The organism is Bifidobacterium apri (assembly GCF_009299485.1).
GTDB lineage: Bacteria > Actinomycetota > Actinomycetes > Actinomycetales > Bifidobacteriaceae > Bifidobacterium > Bifidobacterium apri.
On sequence record NZ_WBSO01000010.1, the window covers coordinates 43,708 to 62,919 of the forward strand.

Consider the following 19,212-nt stretch of genomic DNA (forward strand, 5'->3'; position numbering starts at 1 on the left):
TGAGGCATCCACTGCCGTAGCCTGCCTATGCCGGGCGATACGATAGTGGCATTATGCCGACTTATGATCTTGGACTGGAACACGTTTCGCTGTCGTTCGCCACGAAAACCATCTTCACTGATGTGACGCAAGGGGTGTTTGAAGGCGATCGCATCGGTATCGTCGGGCGTAACGGTGACGGCAAATCAACGTTGCTTCGCCTGTTCTCCGGGGAACAGCAGCCTGATTCCGGCCGTGTGATAACACGCAACGGGTTGACGTTCGGCATGCTCAAGCAGCGTGATCCGCTTGATGACAACGCGACGCTGCGCGAAGCCGCCCTCGAAGGACGCGAGGACTATGAGTGGGCGTCCGATACGTCGTCGCGAGAGATCGTCGAAGCGCTTCTTGGCGGTATGAGTCTTGACGCCAAAATCGCTTCATTGTCCGGCGGTCAGCGCCGACGCGCGGATTTGGCGCGCCTGCTGCTGAAGGATTGGGATATCCTCGCTCTGGACGAGCCAACCAACCATCTTGATGTCGTGACCATCCACTGGCTGGCCGAGCATCTGAAAAACCGCTGGGCCTCCGGTCAGGGGGCGTTGCTGCTGGTCACCCACGACCGGTGGTTCCTCGACGAGGTGTGCGAATCGATGTGGGAGGTGCATGACGGGCAGATCGACCCCTTCGAGGGCGGGTACAGCGCGTACATGCTGCAACGCGTGGAACGTGACCGTCAGGCCGACGTGCGTGAGGAACGCCGGCGGAATCTGGCCCGCAAAGAACTCGCTTGGCTATCCCGTGGTGCGAGGGCGCGTTCGACCAAACAGAAGTTTCACGTGAAACAGGCTCGCGAGCTCATCGCCGACGTGCCGCCGATGCGCAATACGTTGGAACTGAAACAGATGGCGACATCCCGTCTGGGCAAGCAGGTCGTCGATCTGATTGATGTGACGCAGATTTTCGAGCATGCCCGGGGCGATGCGGATATCGATCCGGATGTCGCGGATATGGAGGCGTCCGCTTCGCGTGTTGATGTGGTGCCGGCGATGTATGCCGAACCACAGGTACGTGGCAGCATTGAAGTCGCGGTTGATGATTTGACCGATCCAAGACTGGTGGATGCAGGTGTGCCGGAAGCAGTGAACGCCGTGGCACAAGCCGCTCAGGACGGAACTGCAACGAGCGATGCAACCGGTGCCGCGCAAGGGCATGACGACGTGCAAGGGAACCGGATTGAAGCTACGTCCGCGGCGAAAACCGTCACCGTCACCGGGCGCAAGATTCTTGACGATGTCACGTGGCTGATCGGTCCTGGCGACCGCATCGGCATCGTCGGTGCGAATGGAGCCGGAAAATCGACGTTGCTGAGCATCCTCGACGGCACCATCACGCCGACGGCAGGACACGTCAATATCGGGAAAACCGTAAAATTCGCGGTTCTTTCGCAGCGGCTCGACGAACTGGAAAAACTCGGCAAATACAAGATCAAGGAAGTGCTCAGCCGCTACAAGCCGAGTTATGTCGTCGATGGAAAAGAAGTCACTCCAGCCCAGCTTATGGAACGCCTCGGCTTTTCATCGGCCCAGCTCATGACGCCGATCAGGGACCTGTCAGGCGGGCAGAAGCGGCGGATGCAGCTGCTGCTGATTTTGCTTAACGAACCCAACGTATTGATTCTCGACGAGCCGGGCAACGATCTGGACACCGATATGCTTGCGGTTATGGAAGATCTGCTCGACACGTGGCCGGGCACGCTTATCGTCGTTTCGCACGACCGGTATCTGCTGGAGCGCGTCACCGACGAGCAGTATGCGCTGATTGGCGGCAAGGTGCGGCATCTGCCTGGCGGTGTCGGCGATTATCTCGACATGGTTGAGCAAGCCCGCAAAGACGGTGATTGGTCCGCCATTCTCGGTACGGAGACCAACGGGCGTGGAGGTAAGGCAGGCTCCGAAGGTTCCGTTGTCCAGGCTGGCGATGCCGGGTCGGAGCAGCCGCAGACGCGCAAGTTGGGTGGCAAGGAATTCCATCAGGTGTCCAAGCGTGTGTCCGCGATTGAGCGCAAACTGGCGAAACTCGAGGAGAGCCGTGCTGATATCGAAGCGAAGATGGCCGCTCATGATCCCAGCGATTTTGCAGGTCTCAATGAGCTCAACACGCAGTTGACCGCCGTGAACGACGAGAAAGACGCGCTTGAAGCTGAATGGCTGGAACTGTCCGAAGAACTCGAAGGCTGAACGTTCGCAGCGATGGTTCGTGCCGCGGTCTGCGGCGATACCCGTTGGCGGGAGGCAACGGGATGACACGGGATGACGCGGGATGCCGTGCTGGGCTGAGTGTGCTGAGTGTGCTGCGTGCGTATCGTGGGATGCTGTACACTGCGTGTACCTCGTGTGCTGCGTGCACCGTGTGTACCGCGGGCGCGCATGGGTCGGATTTACATGCTTGACCGGTCGCGACAACTCCGGCAGCGACAACTGAAAAACAACCGGGCTTCACCATACAGCAAACCCCGCGAGACCTGAGATCCCGCGGGGTTTCACACAAATCGGCTGCTTCAGTGCCGAGCCTCAGCGTCCGGTGATTTCAGAGCCGATGACTTTCTCGCTCAAGGCCTTCGGGCCACGGGTCACCGCGACCGCGCCGGAACGGACCAGCTCGATAACACCGTAATGCGCAAGCAGACCGAGCAGCGCGTCGATCTTGCCTTCCGCGCCGGTCGCTTCAATCGTCAGCGACTCCGGGTTCACATCGACGACGCGAACGCGGAACAGGCGCACAATCTCCAACACGTCAGAGCGATTGGACTCGTCCGCGCTGACCTTGATGAGCACGAGTTCACGTTCGACGGTGTTATTCGGATCCAGCTCGACGATCTTGAGCACGTGCAGCAGCTTATTGAGCTGCTTGATGATCTGTTCCAGCGGTACGGCCTCGACATCGGCTGTCACCGTGATGCGGGAAATATCCGGGCGCTCCGTAGGCGAAACGGACAGCGAGTTGATGTTGAACGCGCGACGGGCGAACAGGCCGGCGACACGAGCCAGAACACCAGGACGATTCTCAACCAGCACGGACAGGGTATGACGCTCGGAACCGGGCTGTGATGCAGGATAGTTTGCCATAATGACTCCTCTAAACCTCGATGCCTTCCTTGCTGTGGTTCACGCTGCGTCCGCGGCTGCGACGGCATTGCCAGTGGCGCCAGATGCAGCCTTCGCCTGAGCGGCAGGGCTGAGCAACGGACGGACACCCGGACGGTACGCTACTTCGTCATTCGACGCACCCGCCGGAACCATCGGCCACACCATCGCGTCCTTCCAGACGCGGAAGTCGATGAGCACCGGACGATCGTTGATCGCGTTGGCCTTCTTGATCGCCTCAATCGCCTCGTCCTTCGTGAACGCGCGCAGGCCGACGCAATCGTAAGCTTCGGCAAGCTTCACGAAATCAGGCACATCGACGATATCGTCACTGTTTTCGCCGTCGTTCAGGCTCGTCGCCGAATAATGATGGTCGAAGAACAGCGTCTGCCACTGACGCACCATGCCGTATACGGAATTATTGATGATGGCGATTTTGATCGGCGTATGGTCGAGCAGGGCGGTCGCCAACTCCTCAGAGGTCATCTGGAAGCTGCCGTCGCCGTCGATCAGCCATACCGGCTTGCGGCCGTTGAATTCACGCTGTGAACCGACTTTCGCGCCGATTGCGGCGGGCAGACCGAAGCCCATCGTGCCGAGACCGCCGGAAGAAATCCACGAATGTGGATGCTCGAAGTCAATAAGCTGCGACGCCCACATCTGATGCTGGCCGACGCCCGCGACCCAAATGGTCTCCGGATCCGCGTTCTTGGACAGCTGCTCGACAACCCACTGCGGGGAGAGCGAACCGTCCACAGGGGCGTCCTGCGGCTCGTCATACGTCGTGGGGTACTTCTCACGCCACTCGTTGATCTGCGCCCACCACGGTTTGAGGTTCGGCTTGCTGTGGATGGCCTGCTGACGCTTGATTTCAGGAATCAAGTCGTCAAGCACTTCTGCCACGTCGCCGACAATCGGCACGTCAGGCTGACGGTTCTTGCCGATTTCCGCCGGATCGATGTCGATATGGATGACGCGTGCGGCAGGAGCGAAGGAATCCAGACGGCCGGTCACACGATCGGAGAATCGCGAACCGATGGCGACCAGCAGATCGCAACGCTGGACTGCACCGGTTGCGGCGATGGTGCCGTGCATACCGAGCATGCCGAGCACCTTCGGATCGGAATCCGGGACGATGCCGCGCGCGGGCAGCGTGGTGACGATCGGGGCGCCTGTCAGATCGGCGAGTTCCTTGACCTGTTTGCCGGCGTTGGAACGGACCGCGCCACCGCCCACGTACAGCACCGGGCGGTAGGACTGCGAGAACAGCTTCGCCGCATCCGACAGCACGTGGCCATGCGCCTTCGTGGTGGGATTGTAGCCGGGAAGAATCATCCGCTGCGGCCAGGAATAATACATCTGGCCGTTCTGCGCGGTCTTGGTCAGATCAACGACCACCGGGCCGGGACGGCCGGAACCGGCGATGTAGTATGCTTCGGCGAGCACACGCGGAACGTCTTGGGCGTTCGTGACCAGATAGGAGTGCTTGGCAACCGGGTAGGTGATGCCGACGATATCGGCTTCCTGGAACGCATCGGTGCCGATAGCGCCCACGCCCACCTGACCGGTGATGACCACCATCGGGATGGAATCCATGTTGGCGTCGGCGATAGCGGTGACCACGTTGGTGGCGCCAGGACCGGACGTGACGATGCATACGCCCACCTTGCCGGTCGCCACGGCATACCCTTCCGCGGCATGGCCTGCGGCCTGCTCGTGACGGGTGAGCACGAAACGGAACTTGGTGTGCTGGTTGATGGCGTTGTAGACAGGCAGGATGGCTCCGCCGGGGATACCGAACACGTCCTTGACGCCCAGATCCTCCAGCGAACGGACCAGCGCCTGTGCGCCGGTCATCTTTTCACCGTCGACGATGGACTGTTTCTCCGCTGCGGGTGCCTTAGGCACGCCGCTGAATGCCTGAAGTGGCGTTGGTGTAGCCATAATCCCTCTCATGTGTGTTGATGGTGCTCCGCTGCGCGTCGCTCCTGGTGGGGCGCAACCCGGTGAGGCGCCTGTGCCGCCTGTCCCGCTTGTGGCGGTATGGCAGGCCAGATGGTTCGTATTGGTTTTATCGTAATCGCCCGTGGCGAGATAATCGCCGAATCGACCACATGATGGTAATGACTCGGCGATTCGGCAGTGGCGTCATTGCGACGGGATTCGCGTTCGGCTGGGCTTGCATGCCGCCCGAATCGTTGTTGTGCGCCGCAAGGCGTGGTCGGATTATGCGGCAGTGCTGCCGGTGGTGTCGGTGCTGTCGGACGTGTCGGTGCTGCCGGCGTGTGCGCGCATACGTTTGCAATCGCGCTCGCGTTGCTTGAGCGTATGCCACGCCTGCTCGGCGGCGGCGAGTTGCGCTTTGCGCTTGCTTGTCCCCGCGCCGGTTCCCAGCAGCGGATCGTCGCCTTCTTGCGCGACTGCACCATGCTCGTCATGAATCGGCAACGTCCAACGCTTGCCGTACCCGCCGGGAAGAACAGCGCGGGCTGTGAACTGCTGCGCGTACTCCGGGCCGCTGACCGACATGCGATACACCGGTTCGCTCAGACCCATCTCGTGGGTGAGCACGGTCAGCGAGGTCTTCCAATCCAAGGCGGGGCCTTCAGTGGCGACCTCCCTGAGCGTGTCGTCCACGAGCCTGTGCACGACTTCGCGCGCGCCATCGATGCCATGCTCGACGAAGGTGGCGCCGATCAAGGATTCAACGATGTCGCACAAAATGGAGCTTTTGCCCGCACCGCCGGATTCGGACTCTCCGTGTCCAAGCAGAATGAAAGGTCCTACATGGAGTTTCTCGCGCGCGATGGCCGATAAGGACTCTTCGGACACGGCTTTCGCGCGCATCTTCGCAAGCTGCCCTTCATTCATGTCTGGATGCGCTTTGAACAGGGTCTCTGTGGAGACGAGTTCCAGTACCGCATCGCCAAGGAACTCAAGCCGTTCATAGTTGGGGGCACCGGGATGCTCGTGTGAGAACGAGCGGTGCGTCAACGCTTGGACCAGCAATTCCGGGCTGATGGTGGTGCCGAGCGCGTCCAACAGTTCCTTGGCGGGAGCCTGATCGGGCGCTTCCTGCCTGGAAACGCCGACATGATGCTGTTGGAAGGCTTCGTCGGCATGGTCAATATGCGATGTGTTGGATGACTGATGCTTGCTGTGATGCTGGTGATTCTCTGACATGTCGTCGCTGCTGATGGTCATGCTAGGTACCCCTGTCTATGTCCTGTTGTGTTCTGCCGTCACGCGTGGTGCATGACGATTCGGCGACTTCCGGTGTTCTGCTGGCGGCCGAACTAGGGGGTGTCCCCGTTGTAGTAGCCGGCAGGATGCCTGAAGTCCATGCCTTGCGCGTCGCGGATAGCCCGTCAATCGTCGGGCATCCTCTCTGCGGCAAGACCTGGCCACTATCATAGTGGCGGTCGTGATTTTGCCGGTCTTCTGCGCAGCACACTGAGGAGGGGCGAATCGGTGTATCTGCGCGTTGTGCGACGTCTCGGTCACCCAGCGGACGGAATCTCGTGGTTGGTGGCGGCAGAAGGGGGTATCTGCGTGTCGTGCGGTTATGCGGTTGTGCAGTCGCCAGGCAACAGATAACCGACAACAACAATCTGTGCGGATACAGCAGGACCCTGCCACCCGTCGATGGCAGGGTCCTGCTGTACTGAATTACCTCAGCTGTTCCGGACGCTCACTTGGTGTGAGCGGACTGGATGGCGTCACGGTAGACGCGGCCGCGGAAGGAGCCGCAGCTCGGGCAAGCCACGTGCGGCAGCGTCGGAGCGCCGCAGTTCGGGCAGGTGACGGTCTGCGCTGCAGACGCTTTCCAGTTTGCGCGACGCGAATGCGTATTGGCGCGCGAGGTCTTGTACTTAGGCAGTGCCATGGTGTATTCCTCTATTTCGTTCGAACGATTGAGCTTAAGCGTTCAGAATTGTACCGCACCGTTCGTACAACGTCTACCGGAGGGCGACACGGCGCTCCGACAGACGGCGGCGGCGTTCTATACGCTGCCGTGAAGTTCCACGGCCCGCGCATACCCCCGTATCGTTCGGCGTGCCCCGCCGCATGGGGAGGAAAAAGAGTGGCTACTTCTCCTTCGGCTCCTGCGCGGCATGCTCGCCCGTTTCCCGTTCAAGCTGTTCCTTGAGGCCGGCAAGTGCCGCGAACCTGATATCCGTAGTGTCGTGCTGGTGATCGGGGTGTTCATTGAGGTTGATTCCGCATTGCGGGCACAGGCCTTTGCAATCCGGTTTGCACAGCGGTTGCAACGGAAGGGTTTCGACGAAGGTGTCACGCAGCAAGGCTTCGAGATCGGCGAAGCATCCATCGGGGCTGAGCGGGTAGGAGTCTTCGGATTCCTCTTCGCCGGCGATGATGTCGGCGTCCTCGTTCGCATTGTCTCCCTTGTATTGGTAGGGGAAGAATGCGGTGACGTCGGCATCCCAGTCGCGTTGCAGCGGCTTGAGACAGCGGGTGCATTCCGCGTGGACGGGAGCGGTGATGTGGGCGCGGAAAATCAAGCCGTCAACGATGGAGTCAAACGCCCCTGCCACGTGGATCGGTTCACCTTCGGTCACGCCGACGATGGCATCTCCGATTCCGCTCGGGGCGGGGAAGTCCGCGTCCACGGGCGAGCTCTGCCCTGGTCGCGAGGCGACTTGCGCCACGGATACTGCCCATGCTGAATCTTCTGGACGTGCCATATCAAGCCTCCGGATAGTCGTCTGATTGGATGTTGTGGTCGAGCCGGGCGCTCGCCTCGCGTTCACGCTGGTCAAGCACTGTCAGACCGCCCCGCACATCTTGGCTGAGCTTGTCGAGCTGGTCTTGCAGGCTTTGCATGACGTCGGTGCAGTACTGGTTGGCGCCGCTGGTGAGTTTGTCGGCTTGTGTTTGTGCTTGGTCGAGGATAGCACGCGCCTTCTGCTTCGCGATATTGGTGATGTTGTCTTGCCCGGCGAGGAATTGGGCTTGTTCTTGGGCGTCTCGTATGATGTCCGCCGCGCGGCTCTGCGCTGAGGATACGACGGCGTTCGCTTGGGTTTGTGCGTTTTCGAGACGGCGTTCCGCTTCGCGCATGAGTGCTGAGGCGCGTTCGAGCTGGACAGGCAGCATGTTCTTGAGCTCGTCGAGCTGGCTGGCGAATGCGTCGCGGTCGATTCTGACTTGGGAAGGCGTGAAGATGCTGCTTTTTGCCTCATCAAGTTGCTGTTCGAGAGTGTCGATGATGTCGTAGACGGTGGTGAATTCCGCGCGGCTCTGGTCTTCCGCGTCGGTGTGCGTGCCGGTGTGCGCATCGGTATTGCGGGTTGCAGACGCGGGTGTCTGGGCGTCGCCCGATGGCGTGTCGGCGCTGGCTCCGCCGCGGCTGGACGGATCGCGCAAATCCGGAAGGGAAGACATGTCAAATGCGGAGAACACCGGTTTTGCCGCCGGCTTGGTGCCATCGGGCTGTTCCTCGACTTGTGCGGTATGCGTGTTGCCGTCATGGGCGGCCGTGGTTGAAGTGGCGGTCGAGACGAACGTGTCCGCTTCGGTATCGGCGGACTGTGCCGACGTTGACAGTGGCGTGGCATGGTGTTGTGTGGGGACCTGGCCGCTCGACGGGTCGTCACTTGTGTCGGTCTCGTGCTGAGGATCGTTGGCGTTGTTGGCTTCCTCGCCTGTCATGCTGTCTCCTTGCTGCCTGTGGTTTCCTGTGGCCATGTCGGTACGCGGCGGCTGGTCGGTTGCTGTGTGCCGCGCTCGCGCTGCCATGATGCCATATCGTTGGTGTCTTCTTCTATCGTAGGCGATGCGTCGGCGGTGTCGGGGCCGCTTCCGGCGGTGTGTTTCGGCTATTTACCGGCTTGACGCTCCTGCTCTTCTTCGTGCAGCGCGTGTTCGAGCAGGGGGATGACGCAATCGGGAACCATGCCGGTCACATCGCCGCCATGGCGTGCGACATCTTTGACTACGGAACTGGATATATGCTCCAGCACAGGGTCGGCGGGCAGAAACAGGGTTTCTACGTCGGCGAGTTTGCGGTTGACGAGCGCCATGCCGAGTTCGGCTTCGTAATCGCCGTTCTGCCGTAGGCCTTTGACGATGACGGTTGCGCCGACCTTCTTGCAATAATCGGTGATGAGGCCGTCGGTGGAGGCGACGGTTACATTGTCGCACGTTCCGCCGAGAGCCTGACGGATGATATCAACCCGGGTGCGTTCGGAAAACATCGGTGTTTTCGCGGCGTTGACGGCGACGACTACATGCACTTGTGTGAAGAAGCGCGAGCAGCGTCGGATAACGTCAAGATGTCCGGCGGTAACCGGGTCGAACGAGCCAGGGCATACTGCGATAGTCATAGCACAAGCGTACCGCGTTTCCTGCCGGGCACGTCAGCTCAGCGTCGGTGGACGGTTTGGCCCCTGTTTCTGTCGACGCTGAGTGGGTCGTGAGTGTCGGCAGAGGGTTGTGACGACGCTGAGTGGGTCGTGAGTGTCGGTAGAAGGTTGTAACGACGCTAAAAATCGGGCGTGCCGCATCCGGGCGCTTCTCTCTACAAACTGGTTACGCTGACAGCCCGCTTAGCGTAACCAGTTTGTGAAGGAGACACAGCGACAAGCCCGCCACCAACAACACAAACTAGCTACGCTGGCGGCCCCCTCAGCGCAACCAGATTGAGAAGCTATACAAACTAGCTACGCTGGCGGCCCGCTTTCCGTAACCAGTTTGTAGAGGGGACGGCGTCGGGGGCAGACGCAGACGTAGACAACATCGTCCAGGCAGAACGTCCTCTTCCCCACGAGGATGCTTGCACGTCGATGTGTCACCGCCGTCAGATATTTCGCGCGGCTATGATGGTGGAATCGACGACAATCCGGTGGAAGGCGGAAACTGATGAACAGGTACGTAAAGAACACCAGTGACAATGAGAATATGCTCGTGGATGAACCGTTCGATACGCTGCGGACGGCAGGTTCTGCTGCCGGCGCAACTGCTGGATTCACGGCTGGTGCCATGGCGAGACTGACCGTGCGCGATGCGGATGAGGCGGTATCTCCACTGTCGAATCCGGATTCCGCGACCGGCACGGCGGTTTTGGAACGACCGCAGGCGGAAGAGAAGCTCAAAGGCACTGACGACGGCGATGCGGACCGTTTTGCGCATTATGTTTCGAAGCGCCGCATAGAGCAGTCCCGTTTGACAGGCCGTCCGGTGGTCGCGTTGTGTGGCAAGATCTGGGTGCCGAAGCACGACCCTTCGCAGTACCCGGTGTGCCCGGAATGCAAGCGCATTTATGAGCAGATGATGGGCGGCGCCGGCAACGGGGAAGAGTGATTCCGCCCCTGTTGGATAAGAGGCATCGCCGGTGAATGTGCAAGGCCGGTTGCAGGACGTGAATGCGCCCTGCAACCGGCCTTGCACATGGATGGCGTCTGTGTTGCCAGAGCACGCGGCCGCCCCGGCACGCTCTCACCTGGGAACTGCCGGGGTGACATCATGCCACGCCCGGTTGCGGCAGGTCGTTTACAGCCGAGTTGTTTACAGCACAGTCGTTTCAGTCGGAATCGCCGGATCGCCCTTCATCAGGCTTTGTGCGGTGATCGGCAGTTCCGCCAATGCCTTCGCGCGATAGTTATGCGCATTGACGATGGCGTCATGGCCCTGGTAATCGTGGTTGATGTCACCATGATCGACGTACTGTACGAGCAGATCCTTCCAATCGTCGGGCGCATGGAAGTCCGCCAGTTTGCTTTCGGAGCCGGAAATGACGTGCTCGCAATCCGCGAGATTGTACTCGTAGGAACGGTACGCGAGTTTGCGCCCCGGCACGGTCGCCTTATCCTTGGACTTCTTGGCGACAGGTTCCATAATGCCGTCCGCGTTCTCGCGTTCCGTCAGCTTGTACACCATTGCGCACGTCGGCGCCCCGGAACCGGTGACGAGCATCGTGCCCACGCCGTAGGAGTCAACCGGGGCGGTCTGCAACGCGGCGAGCGCGTATTCGTCGAGATCGTTGGTGACGGTGATGGTTGTGGAGGTCGCTCCCAGCGCGTCGAGTTCGTTGCGCACGCGTTGCGCCATCGCTGCCAGATCGCCGGAATCGATGCGCACCCCGCCGAGGTCTGGCCCGGCGACTTCGACGGCGGTTTTTACGGCTTCCTCGATGTTGTAGGTATCGACCAGCAGCGTGGTGCTTTTGCCGAGCGCGTTGATTTGCGATTCGAAGGCTTCGCGTTCGCTGTCATGCACGAGCGTGAAGCAGTGGGCGGCGGTGCCGATGGCTTTGAGCCCGTACAGTTGGGCGGCAAGCAGGTTCGCGGTGCCTTGGAATCCACCGACGACGGCAGCGCGGGCGGCGGCGACCGCAGCCCATTCGTTGGTGCGTCGGCCGCCCATATCCATGCAGGGGCGATCCTTGGCGGCGCTGACCATGCGCGAGGCGGCGGAAGCGACGGCGGAATCGTAGTTGAGGATGGACAGGAGCAGCGTTTCGAGCAGTGTGCATTCGCCGAATGTTCCTTCGACTTGCAGGACGGGCGAATTGGGGAAGAACATTTCGCCTTCGCGATACCCTTTGATGGAGCCGGTGAAACGGAAGTCCTTGAGCCAGTCGAGTGTTTCCTTGCTGACGATGTTGCGGTCGGCGAGGAATGCGAGGTCTTCATCGTCCAAATGGAAATGTTCGAGGGCGTCGAGGATGCGTCCGGTGCCGGCGAGTACGCCGTAGCGGCGGCCTTCGGGCAGGTGCCGGGTGAAGATCTCGAAGACGCATGGGCGGTTTGCTGTCCCGTCTTTGAGTGCGGCATCCAGCATGGTGTATTCGTACATGTCGGTCATCAGTGCCGGTGAGTAATCAACCATGATATTTCCTTCGTGTGATTCTTCCTGTTGCCGGTTAGCGTAGTCCGCCGGAAGTCCCCGTGCAAGCATTGCCGCGTGGGCGTCGGCAGAGAGCGGGAGACGGGGTACTGTCCGGCCCGGACGATGCTGTCTGTGCTCGCCCCGACGCCATCTCCTCTACAAACTGGTTGCGCTAAGCGGGCTGTCAGCGTAGCTGGTTTGTATAGCTTCTCGAACTGGTTGCGCTGAGGGGGTTGTCAGCGTGGCTGGTTTGTGTGTTGGTGGTGGATTCTTCTACAAACTGGTTACGCTAAGCGGGCCGTCAGCGTAGCTGGTTTGTATAGCTTCTCGAACTGGTTACGCTGAGGGGGTTGTCGGTGTGGCTGGTTTGTATAGCTTCTCGAACTGGTTACGCTGAGGGAGTTGTCAGTGTAGCTGGTTTGTGTGTTGGTGGTGGATTCTTCTACAAACTGGTTACGCTGAGGGAGTTGTCAGCGTAGCTAGTTTGTAGAGAGAAGCGTCCGGATGCGGCACACTCGATTCCCGGTGTCGGTAGAGGTTCCTGCCGACGCTGGGCGCCCTCTAAGTGTTGGTGGAGGGTTGTGCCGACGCTGGGTAGCTTGCGGGGCGGGCGTAAGCTGGCGGTATGAGATTCATAGCGGGTGTCTGGCGGCTGGCGATCGCCGCGTTGTGCTTTGTCGGCACATATGAGGCGTGGACGATTCCCAATCGGTGGGTATATTTCACATTCCAAACGGGATTCATGCTTGGGCTGGTCATGCTCTGGTCCGGAGCTGCAAGCCTGCTGAAAGGTATCCAGCCGCCCGCCTGGCTCAAAGGCTGTCTGACAGTGTACGCGATCATCACAGCGCTCGTCGCATTCCTACTGATGCCGCCGGACGACCCACATTACGTGCCCCAAGTACTCGGCATCATGACCAATACGATGCTGCACCGCATCGCACCAGTGATGGCGGTGATCGATTTCCTCCTCTTCGACCCGCACCGGCGATTCAAACCCAGCTACGTGCTCAGCTGGATGGGCTACTTCCCGATCTACCTTGCGTTCGTCGTGATCCGGGCGCAACTATGGCCGTATTCGGGCCCGTCGGTCGGCGGCAACCCATACCCGTACACTTTCATCGATCTGGGACAGCTGGGATGGAGCCAGTTCATCGTCAACGTCGTGGAGCTCGCCATCGGTTTTCTCCTGGTTGCGCTCGCCGTATTCCTTATCGATCGGATCCTTCCCGAAAAATCATTGTTGCGCTCGCAGTGAGCTGTGCCGCGCGATGCGGTCGCGGTGAAGCGGACGTTCCGCTGTGCTAGGTTGAGAGCGTACGAAGGATGATACGCCGGTAGGGCCGGCACATTGCAGATGAAGGAACACGAGGCAGACATGACACAGGCGGATTCCGCGTTCGGCAACACCACCGAGAACAGCGCCAAGGGCGATGCGCAATCACGACTCGCTTTGGAAGTCGATATGAATCTCACGCGAGCAGACGGACGGAAAGTCAATGAGCTGCGTCCCGTACACATCACCCGGCATTTCACCGAGCCGCCGGAAGGCTCCGTGCTCATCGAATGCGGGCATACGCGCGTCATGTGCACAGCGACATTCACGCCGTCCGTACCGCGTTGGCGCAAGGACAGCGGGCTGGGCTGGGTGACTGCGGAATACGCGATGCTGCCACGTGCAACCTCCGAGCGTACCGACCGTGAATCAGTCAAAGGCAAGATCGGCGGCAGAACCCATGAAATCAGCCGTCTGATCGGGCGTTGTCTGCGCGGCGTCATCGACATGAAAGCGTTGGGGGAGAACCAAATCCAACTTGATTGCGATGTCCTGCAAGCGGATGGCGGCACACGTACCGCATCGATTACCGGCGCGTATGTCGCGCTCGTCGACGCGCTGCGCTGGGCTGAGAAGAACGGGCACATCAAGTCCGCTGACAAGGTGATCAAGGACGCGGTGTCCGCGGTGTCGGTTGGCGTGATTGACGGCAAACCGATGTTGGATCTGCCGTATGTGGAGGACAGCAAGGCGATGACCGACATGAATGTCGCCATGACCGGCTCCGGCGCGTTCATTGAAATCCAAGGCACCGCGGAGCATCGCCCGTTCACGCGCGCCGAGCTCGGCATTCTGCTTGATCTCGCCGAAAAAGGCAATCGCGAACTGCAAGCAGCCCAAGCCGAGGCGCTCGCCTTGGACTGATCGGTGGCGGTTGTGGTGCCGGTGTTGAGGTTCCAAGGTGTCGGTCGTGTTTGATCCGACATCTCGCACGGGCCGCCATGGAATCGGATGATGCCGAATGCTGCGAATCCATCGTTCTACGATTGCCTAACTCACTATCGCCCACTGTCGTCCTACGAAAGGATCACCTATGACGCTCACCATCGTTGTCGCCTCGCACAATGAGGGCAAACTGGCGGAAATCCGGCGGATTCTCGCCGAAGATCTCGCCGGCACACCGATTGAACTCGTTTCTGCTGGCTCGCTCGGGCTGCCGGATCCTGTCGAGACTGGCGTCACTTTCCAGGAGAACGCGTTGCTCAAAGCCCGGTTTGTCGCGCAACGTTCCGGTATGCCGGCGATTGCCGACGATTCGGGGCTGATTGTGGACGTCATGGGTGCCGCGCCCGGTATTCTGTCCGCGCGCTGGGCAGGCGAGCACGGTAATGATGCTGCGAATAACGAGCTGCTGCTCAAACAGATCGCCGACATTCCCGACGACAAGCGGACGGCCAGATTCCGTTGCGCGGCGGCGCTCGCAGTGCCGGGTTCGGGGGCGGATGCCGACGGGTTGCATCTCTTGGTTTCCGAGCATGTGGAAATCGGCGAGATGCCGGGCAGAATTATCCGCGAGCCGCGTGGGGAGTACGGTTTCGGCTATGACCCGCTGTTTGTGCCGGATAATCAGCCCGCGCGGGCGGCCGGTGGTTCCGAGTTGACATCAGCTGAGATGAGTGCGGATGAGAAGAATGCGATATCGCACCGCGGCAAGGCGTTGAAAGCTCTGGTTCCGGCCATCGCTGTCATCGTGCGTGCGGCGGCGCGGTAAGCTGCGTGTGACGAGCGAGGTGAGATGCACCGTAGTGGACGGTGTCCGCGGCAGTGCGGTGCTGCTGTGATGTGCTGCGGCGCTGTGGTGATGTGGTGCTGCGGCGGTTGAACGCCGAGTGCCCGGCAATCAGCCGATAAGCCTGTATCTCCGGTTTGCTGTGTGGCGCGCATCACATAGTGCGGGAGATGCGGGTATATCTTCCGCATGTTGCTCGGGTTGAGAGTGCATCTTCGGGTTGCTGTGGTGCCGGCATTCCGGCTGCTGCGAGATGGAGCGCTATCTCCGATTTCCTGTGCTGCTGGCTTTGCACAGTCCCCAAGACACAGTGACAAAGCGGTGATGTTGCCCGAGTTAGGCCGGTATCACCGGGTTTCTGTGCCTTCGATATTCCAGGACCTGGCGGTTACGTTGATATTCATCGCGTTCAGCCGAACAGCACCATGTGAGCGACGGTCATGAGCGTCAACGACACCGCGGCGGTCAAGGCGAGCGAGAACCCTGCCAGCCGTGCATTGCCGAGCACTTTGTCGGTGAACATCGTTGAGAATACGGCGATCGGGGCGAGAGCACACAGTGCGACCGCCTGCCGCACCGCGGTGTCGAACGGCAGCAGGAACCATGCGGCGGCGGCGAATGCGATGCCGCACGGCAGCCGCCACACCAGCACTTCGAGAACGGCACGGACATCAGTGCGGCTCGCCGGCATATCCATCAGCATGCCGACCATCAGCATCGCACACAGCGAGTTGGCGTTGGCGAAGGGTTGCGCGATATCGGCGATGACAGTCGGAATGCGGATACCCACAATCATCAGGACAATCATCACCGCGTATACGTCGAACGACACCGAGGAGACGAATCCGCGCACAATACGACGTCCCAAGGTGCGCCGTGCGAGCCGTCGGGCGTCCCGATCCACCGGACGCTGGTAGGGCAGTGTCGGCGCATCGCCCGCATGCTGTTCGGCGAGTGTCATTCCTGGCGCGATGTGCAGCAGCGTCTGGGTGAGCACATTCGTGCCAGCTGCCACCATGATGCAATTGCCGACATCGAACATGGCTGCCGGCACCAATGCCGATGGTCCGTAGAACGCTTGGAGCACGGGAAAACAGAAGCAGCCGACATTGAATCCGGCGCCATTGAGCATGACAAACGCGCGTTGCGATACCGGGCGATGTCGGGTGGCAAGGAAAATCAGCGCGGGTGGCACTGCCGCGGCGGCGAAGCCGAAGAGCGAAATCCACAGCAGACGGATGTCATGTGGCTGTGTGGCGAATGAGTAGATGATGGCGCCGGGCAGGATGAGATTGAACTCTGCGGTTTGCAACACCCGGTAATCACGCGGACCGAACAGTCCGAACCGTTTGAACACATAGCCCACAACGATGATGAGCAGCAGGGTGATTGGCTGGATGAGTGTGTGCACGCCTTTCCTCCCCGTGACGGCCTGTGATGCGTGGTCACGTTCTCATCATAGGAGGCGTCGGTACGACGTGTGCGATATGTCCCAGGGGCGTGCGGAAGCCCAAGGCATTGTGTATCGTCTCGCTGGTGTCGCGTCGTGTGGACGGCATGTTGGCCGGAAAACAAGGAGGAGGCCGGTTAGGCCTCCTCGTGATCGTCGTCGTTGTCGCTGCTTTCCGACATGAGCCGGTCAAGCGCGGCGAGCGTTGAATCCATTCTGAGTATTTGCTCAGTCATGGTCTGCTCTTCCTTTCTTGATTGATGATGGTAATGAGATGTGTCGGAATTGTCCGACGGGGCGCAAATGAGCGCAATCATGAATATACCTGCCTCAAGCGTCGCCGACGTGAATGGCGGGCTGATTTCACGGTAACTTTACGAAATGATTGCGTTACCAATCAAGGGATGACAGCGTTCTTTTCCTTGTGATCATGGGGATTCGAACAGTTGTTGGAGGAGTTGCGCACGTTGTGGATGCCATCGTTTGCATGATCTGGCGCACACTGTGTTTTGCTGTACGCGCAGCCGGGTTCGCGGCGGGTGGCGCAGTGCGGGAGCGTGCGTGGTGCCGTGCGGAGTCCGGAAGCCTGGTGGACATCGGACAATGCGCATGTGGTGCGCGCGATGGACATGGTTCGTGCCACGTCCGCACCGCCGGATCCGGATATTTGTTTTCGAAGGCGTGGCCCATCGGATTGTTTTCGGCACGGACTCGCTTGGAATGATGCGGATGCCGATGGGTTGATGCGGCTGGCTTGGGAGGGTGATACATTGGACGGGTCGCGCGCGTGGCGGAACTGGTAGACGCGCAGGATTTAGGTTCCTGTGACTTTGTCGTGAGGGTTCGACTCCCTTCGCGCGCACGATTGCGGAACCGGTCGAAAGCGGCCGGTTCTTCTGCTTTTCCAGTGGTTTCGCGGCATGTCGACACCGTTCTCATTCCCGGCATTTCTTGTGTTTTGTAGTGTTTTTTCCGCACAACAGTGGCGGAATGCGGGCGATGATTGTTTCGCTGCCGGATACTATGGGAATTGGCGCAGCAACGCCGTCGATTTGGCAATATCTGCAGGTTCCGGTATAGTAAAGGACTTGTGCGCGAGGAGCGTATGCTTCTCGGGCAACATGCCACTTTAGCTCAGTCGGTAGAGCGGCTCACTCGTAATGAGCAGGTCGACAGTTCGATTCTGTCAAGTGGCTCCGGTACGGCGCGTCTACGGGCGCGCCGTTCTTGTTTTCTGCCCCGTCCGGTCTGCCCTGACCATGCCTTTCGCTCCTCCTTACGACGTGCCGCAAGTTCGTGTCGTGCATGCGTGCCGACGTCCATATCATCACTTGTCAGCGGTACGACGTGCCGCAAACCGTGCCGTCTGCCCATATCCTCTGCCCATATCGTCAGCCATATCATCGTCTGTGCCATAAGCTTGTGCCACAATGGAGCCATGAGCAGCATGATCGACGCGAACGCACAGCATGGTGAACCGCAAGACACTCCGGGCATGGCCGCGCAACGGCAGGAGCCGCAGCCGCAGGGCGGATACACGGAGACGGCCCGCGATCAGGATTTCTACGCGGTGATTCCCGCCGGCGGCACGGGGACTCGCTTGTGGCCGTTGAGTCGCGAAGCCAAACCGAAATTCCTGTACGATCTTCTCGGTCAAGGACGCACACTGATCCAATCCACCTACGACCGGCTGGAGCGTGTCGCCGGCGAGGGGCATGTCACGGTGAGCACGGGGTGGCGCCATGTGGCGGCGATTCGGGAGCAATTGCCTCAGCTTGCCGCGGAAGATATGTTTGCGGAACCGGTTCCGCGCGATTCCACTGCCGCGATTTGTCTTGCCGCCGCCGTGTTGGCGCGTCGCCATGGCGAGCGTGTCGTCGTCGGTTCGTTCGCCGCAGACCATGTGATTCGAGGCGCGTCATCCTTCGCACGCGCGGTCCGCGAAGCTGTCGCCACGGCACGCGCCGGATACGTGACGACCATCGGTATCGCCGCCTCCCGCCCGTCCACGGCGTTCGGCTACATTCATCAAGGCCGTTCTCTCGCCGCAGACGTGCCGGAAGCCCCGAGCGCGCGGCTGGTGGAGCGTTTTGTCGAGAAGCCTGATGCTGCAACCGCCCAAGCCTACCTGTCCACCGGCGAATACCGTTGGAATGCGGGCATGTTCGTGATGCGTGCTGACGTTCTGCTTGCTCATCTGCGCGAATACAAGCCGCGTATGTATGATGCGATTTCGGCGATTGCGGATGCCTATCTTGTCGGGGCGGATGCGGTGGATGAGGCGATGGCGACGCACTGGTCGGGCATCGAGAAGATCGCGTTCGATTATGCTGTCGCCGAACCGTTGAGCGTCCAGGGCGGCGTGGCGATGATCCCGGGTGATTTCGGGTGGGATGACATCGGTGATTTCAATTCGGTTGCCGCGTTGCTGCCGAGTGCGAATGCGCAGAACATCAAGATTCTCGGCGATCGGGAATGCGTGTCGTATATCGATTCCGCCGGTGATGTGGTGGTGCCCGCCGCGGGGCGAACGATTGCATTGCTGGGCGTCAATGACATGGTGGTTGTGGACACGCCGGACGCGTTGCTGGTCGCTCCGCGCGCCCGAAGCCAAGAGGTCAAGAACATGGTTGCGCATCTGCGGCAGGAAGGCCGTGACGAACTGCTGTGACGGGTGCCGGCTTGCCGCCATATCAGGTTGTCCGGTTCTGTCCTATTTTGT

At 60.3% G+C, this 19,212-nt stretch carries 14 protein-coding genes, 2 tRNA genes and 2 pseudogenes; 9 read left to right on the forward strand and 9 right to left on the reverse strand.

The features are described from left to right. Positions 1-53: 53 nt before the first annotated feature. Together DSM100238_RS06530 and DSM100238_RS09705 are read left to right on the forward strand one after the other, a co-directional pair. A pseudogene (locus DSM100238_RS06530) lies at positions 54-1,877 on the forward strand (ABC-F family ATP-binding cassette domain-containing protein); the annotation flags it as partial. 105 nt (positions 1,878-1,982) lie between these two features. Then, positions 1,983-2,219, forward strand: a pseudogene (locus DSM100238_RS09705) (ABC transporter C-terminal domain-containing protein); the annotation flags it as partial. A gap of 333 nt (positions 2,220-2,552) precedes the next feature. Here DSM100238_RS09705 and ilvN read toward each other — a convergent pair. The 7 genes from ilvN to coaD all read right to left on the reverse strand — a co-directional run bounded on the left by ilvN (position 2,553) and on the right by coaD (position 9,472). Next, positions 2,553-3,107 (reverse strand): acetolactate synthase small subunit, encoded by a 555-nt coding sequence (gene ilvN, locus DSM100238_RS06535; RefSeq protein ID WP_152355878.1) that lies wholly within the window; start codon positions 3,105-3,107, stop codon positions 2,553-2,555. Positions 3,108-3,146: 39 nt separating this feature from the next. Further along, complete coding sequence (locus tag DSM100238_RS06540; RefSeq protein WP_152355879.1) at positions 3,147-5,069, reverse strand: acetolactate synthase large subunit; 1,923 nt, start codon at positions 5,067-5,069, stop codon at positions 3,147-3,149. Between the two features lie 282 nt (positions 5,070-5,351). After that, entirely contained in the window at positions 5,352-6,329 is a 978-nt protein-coding gene (gene rnc / locus DSM100238_RS06545; RefSeq protein ID WP_167511089.1) for a ribonuclease III, read from the reverse strand. Between the two features lie 487 nt (positions 6,330-6,816). Further along, complete coding sequence (gene rpmF, locus DSM100238_RS06550; RefSeq protein WP_015449839.1) at positions 6,817-7,011, reverse strand: 50S ribosomal protein L32; 195 nt, start codon at positions 7,009-7,011, stop codon at positions 6,817-6,819. A 202-nt stretch (positions 7,012-7,213) separates the two neighbouring features. Next, positions 7,214-7,831, reverse strand: a complete 618-nt coding sequence (locus DSM100238_RS06555) for a YceD family protein (protein WP_152355880.1) — start codon at positions 7,829-7,831, stop codon at positions 7,214-7,216. 1 nt (position 7,832) lies between these two features. Further along, the gene (locus DSM100238_RS06560; protein ID WP_152355881.1) at positions 7,833-8,798 is read right to left on the reverse strand and encodes an ATP synthase subunit B family protein; all 966 of its coding nucleotides are present in this window, start codon (positions 8,796-8,798) and stop codon (positions 7,833-7,835) included. A gap of 167 nt (positions 8,799-8,965) precedes the next feature. Beyond that, complete coding sequence (gene coaD, locus DSM100238_RS06565; RefSeq protein ID WP_152355882.1) at positions 8,966-9,472, reverse strand: pantetheine-phosphate adenylyltransferase; 507 nt, start codon at positions 9,470-9,472, stop codon at positions 8,966-8,968. A 655-nt stretch (positions 9,473-10,127) separates the two neighbouring features. On the opposite strand from coaD, the gene DSM100238_RS06570 reads away from it, so the two are divergent. Beyond that, complete coding sequence (locus DSM100238_RS06570) at positions 10,128-10,448, forward strand: DUF3039 domain-containing protein (RefSeq protein ID WP_152355907.1); 321 nt, start codon at positions 10,128-10,130, stop codon at positions 10,446-10,448. Positions 10,449-10,652: 204 nt separating this feature from the next. Here DSM100238_RS06570 and DSM100238_RS06575 read toward each other — a convergent pair whose 3' ends face one another. Further along, a complete protein-coding gene (locus DSM100238_RS06575; RefSeq protein ID WP_152355883.1) occupies positions 10,653-12,044 on the reverse strand; it encodes a nicotinate phosphoribosyltransferase in 1,392 nt (463 codons plus the stop codon). Positions 12,045-12,600: 556 nt separating this feature from the next. Between DSM100238_RS06575 and DSM100238_RS06580 the strand changes: the two genes are divergently transcribed. The 3 genes from DSM100238_RS06580 (at position 12,601) to rdgB (ending at position 15,022) form a co-directional block, all read left to right on the forward strand. Beyond that, complete coding sequence (locus tag DSM100238_RS06580) at positions 12,601-13,233, forward strand: Pr6Pr family membrane protein (RefSeq protein ID WP_152355884.1); 633 nt, start codon at positions 12,601-12,603, stop codon at positions 13,231-13,233. A 207-nt stretch (positions 13,234-13,440) separates the two neighbouring features. Next, positions 13,441-14,175 (forward strand): ribonuclease PH, encoded by a 735-nt coding sequence (gene rph / locus DSM100238_RS06585; RefSeq protein WP_152355908.1) that lies wholly within the window; start codon positions 13,441-13,443, stop codon positions 14,173-14,175. A 169-nt stretch (positions 14,176-14,344) separates the two neighbouring features. After that, a complete protein-coding gene (gene rdgB, locus DSM100238_RS06590; RefSeq protein ID WP_152355885.1) occupies positions 14,345-15,022 on the forward strand; it encodes an RdgB/HAM1 family non-canonical purine NTP pyrophosphatase in 678 nt (225 codons plus the stop codon). A 427-nt stretch (positions 15,023-15,449) separates the two neighbouring features. Here the strand turns inward: rdgB and DSM100238_RS06595 are convergent, their stop codons facing one another. Further along, positions 15,450-16,451, reverse strand: a complete 1,002-nt coding sequence (locus tag DSM100238_RS06595) for an AEC family transporter (RefSeq protein ID WP_152355886.1) — start codon at positions 16,449-16,451, stop codon at positions 15,450-15,452. An 820-nt stretch (positions 16,452-17,271) separates the two neighbouring features. On the opposite strand from DSM100238_RS06595, the gene DSM100238_RS06600 reads away from it, so the two are divergent. The 3 genes from DSM100238_RS06600 to DSM100238_RS06610 all read left to right on the forward strand — a co-directional run bounded on the left by DSM100238_RS06600 (position 17,272) and on the right by DSM100238_RS06610 (position 19,161). Next, a tRNA-Leu gene (locus tag DSM100238_RS06600) sits at positions 17,272-17,352 on the forward strand. Positions 17,353-17,613: 261 nt separating this feature from the next. Then, positions 17,614-17,686: transfer RNA gene (locus DSM100238_RS06605), tRNA-Thr, on the forward strand. A 242-nt stretch (positions 17,687-17,928) separates the two neighbouring features. Then, positions 17,929-19,161 carry a mannose-1-phosphate guanylyltransferase gene (locus DSM100238_RS06610; RefSeq protein ID WP_376831095.1) on the forward strand — a complete coding sequence of 411 codons (1,233 nt, stop codon included), beginning with the start codon at positions 17,929-17,931 and terminating at the stop codon, positions 19,159-19,161. The last annotated feature ends 51 nt before the right edge of the window (positions 19,162-19,212 follow it).

Excerpts from the sequence above, each read along its gene's own strand:
- DSM100238_RS06610 (WP_376831095.1), top strand. The coding sequence starts at position 17,929 with ATGAGCAGCATGATCGACGCGAACGCACAGCATGGTGAACCGCAAGAC.
- rnc (WP_167511089.1), bottom strand. The coding sequence starts at position 6,329 with ATGACCATCAGCAGCGACGACATGTCAGAGAATCACCAGCATCACAGC.
- rdgB (WP_152355885.1), top strand. The coding sequence starts at position 14,345 with ATGACGCTCACCATCGTTGTCGCCTCGCACAATGAGGGCAAACTGGCG.
- DSM100238_RS06560 (WP_152355881.1), bottom strand. The coding sequence starts at position 8,798 with ATGACAGGCGAGGAAGCCAACAACGCCAACGATCCTCAGCACGAGACC.
- rpmF (WP_015449839.1), bottom strand. The coding sequence starts at position 7,011 with ATGGCACTGCCTAAGTACAAGACCTCGCGCGCCAATACGCATTCGCGT.
- rph (WP_152355908.1), top strand. The coding sequence starts at position 13,441 with ATGAATCTCACGCGAGCAGACGGACGGAAAGTCAATGAGCTGCGTCCC.
- DSM100238_RS06540 (WP_152355879.1), bottom strand. The coding sequence starts at position 5,069 with ATGGCTACACCAACGCCACTTCAGGCATTCAGCGGCGTGCCTAAGGCA.
- DSM100238_RS06580 (WP_152355884.1), top strand. The coding sequence starts at position 12,601 with ATGAGATTCATAGCGGGTGTCTGGCGGCTGGCGATCGCCGCGTTGTGC.
- coaD (WP_152355882.1), bottom strand. The coding sequence starts at position 9,472 with ATGACTATCGCAGTATGCCCTGGCTCGTTCGACCCGGTTACCGCCGGA.
- DSM100238_RS06575 (WP_152355883.1), bottom strand. The coding sequence starts at position 12,044 with ATGCTTGCACGGGGACTTCCGGCGGACTACGCTAACCGGCAACAGGAA.
- DSM100238_RS06570 (WP_152355907.1), top strand. The coding sequence starts at position 10,128 with ATGGCGAGACTGACCGTGCGCGATGCGGATGAGGCGGTATCTCCACTG.
- ilvN (WP_152355878.1), bottom strand. The coding sequence starts at position 3,107 with ATGGCAAACTATCCTGCATCACAGCCCGGTTCCGAGCGTCATACCCTG.
- DSM100238_RS06555 (WP_152355880.1), bottom strand. The coding sequence starts at position 7,831 with ATGGCACGTCCAGAAGATTCAGCATGGGCAGTATCCGTGGCGCAAGTC.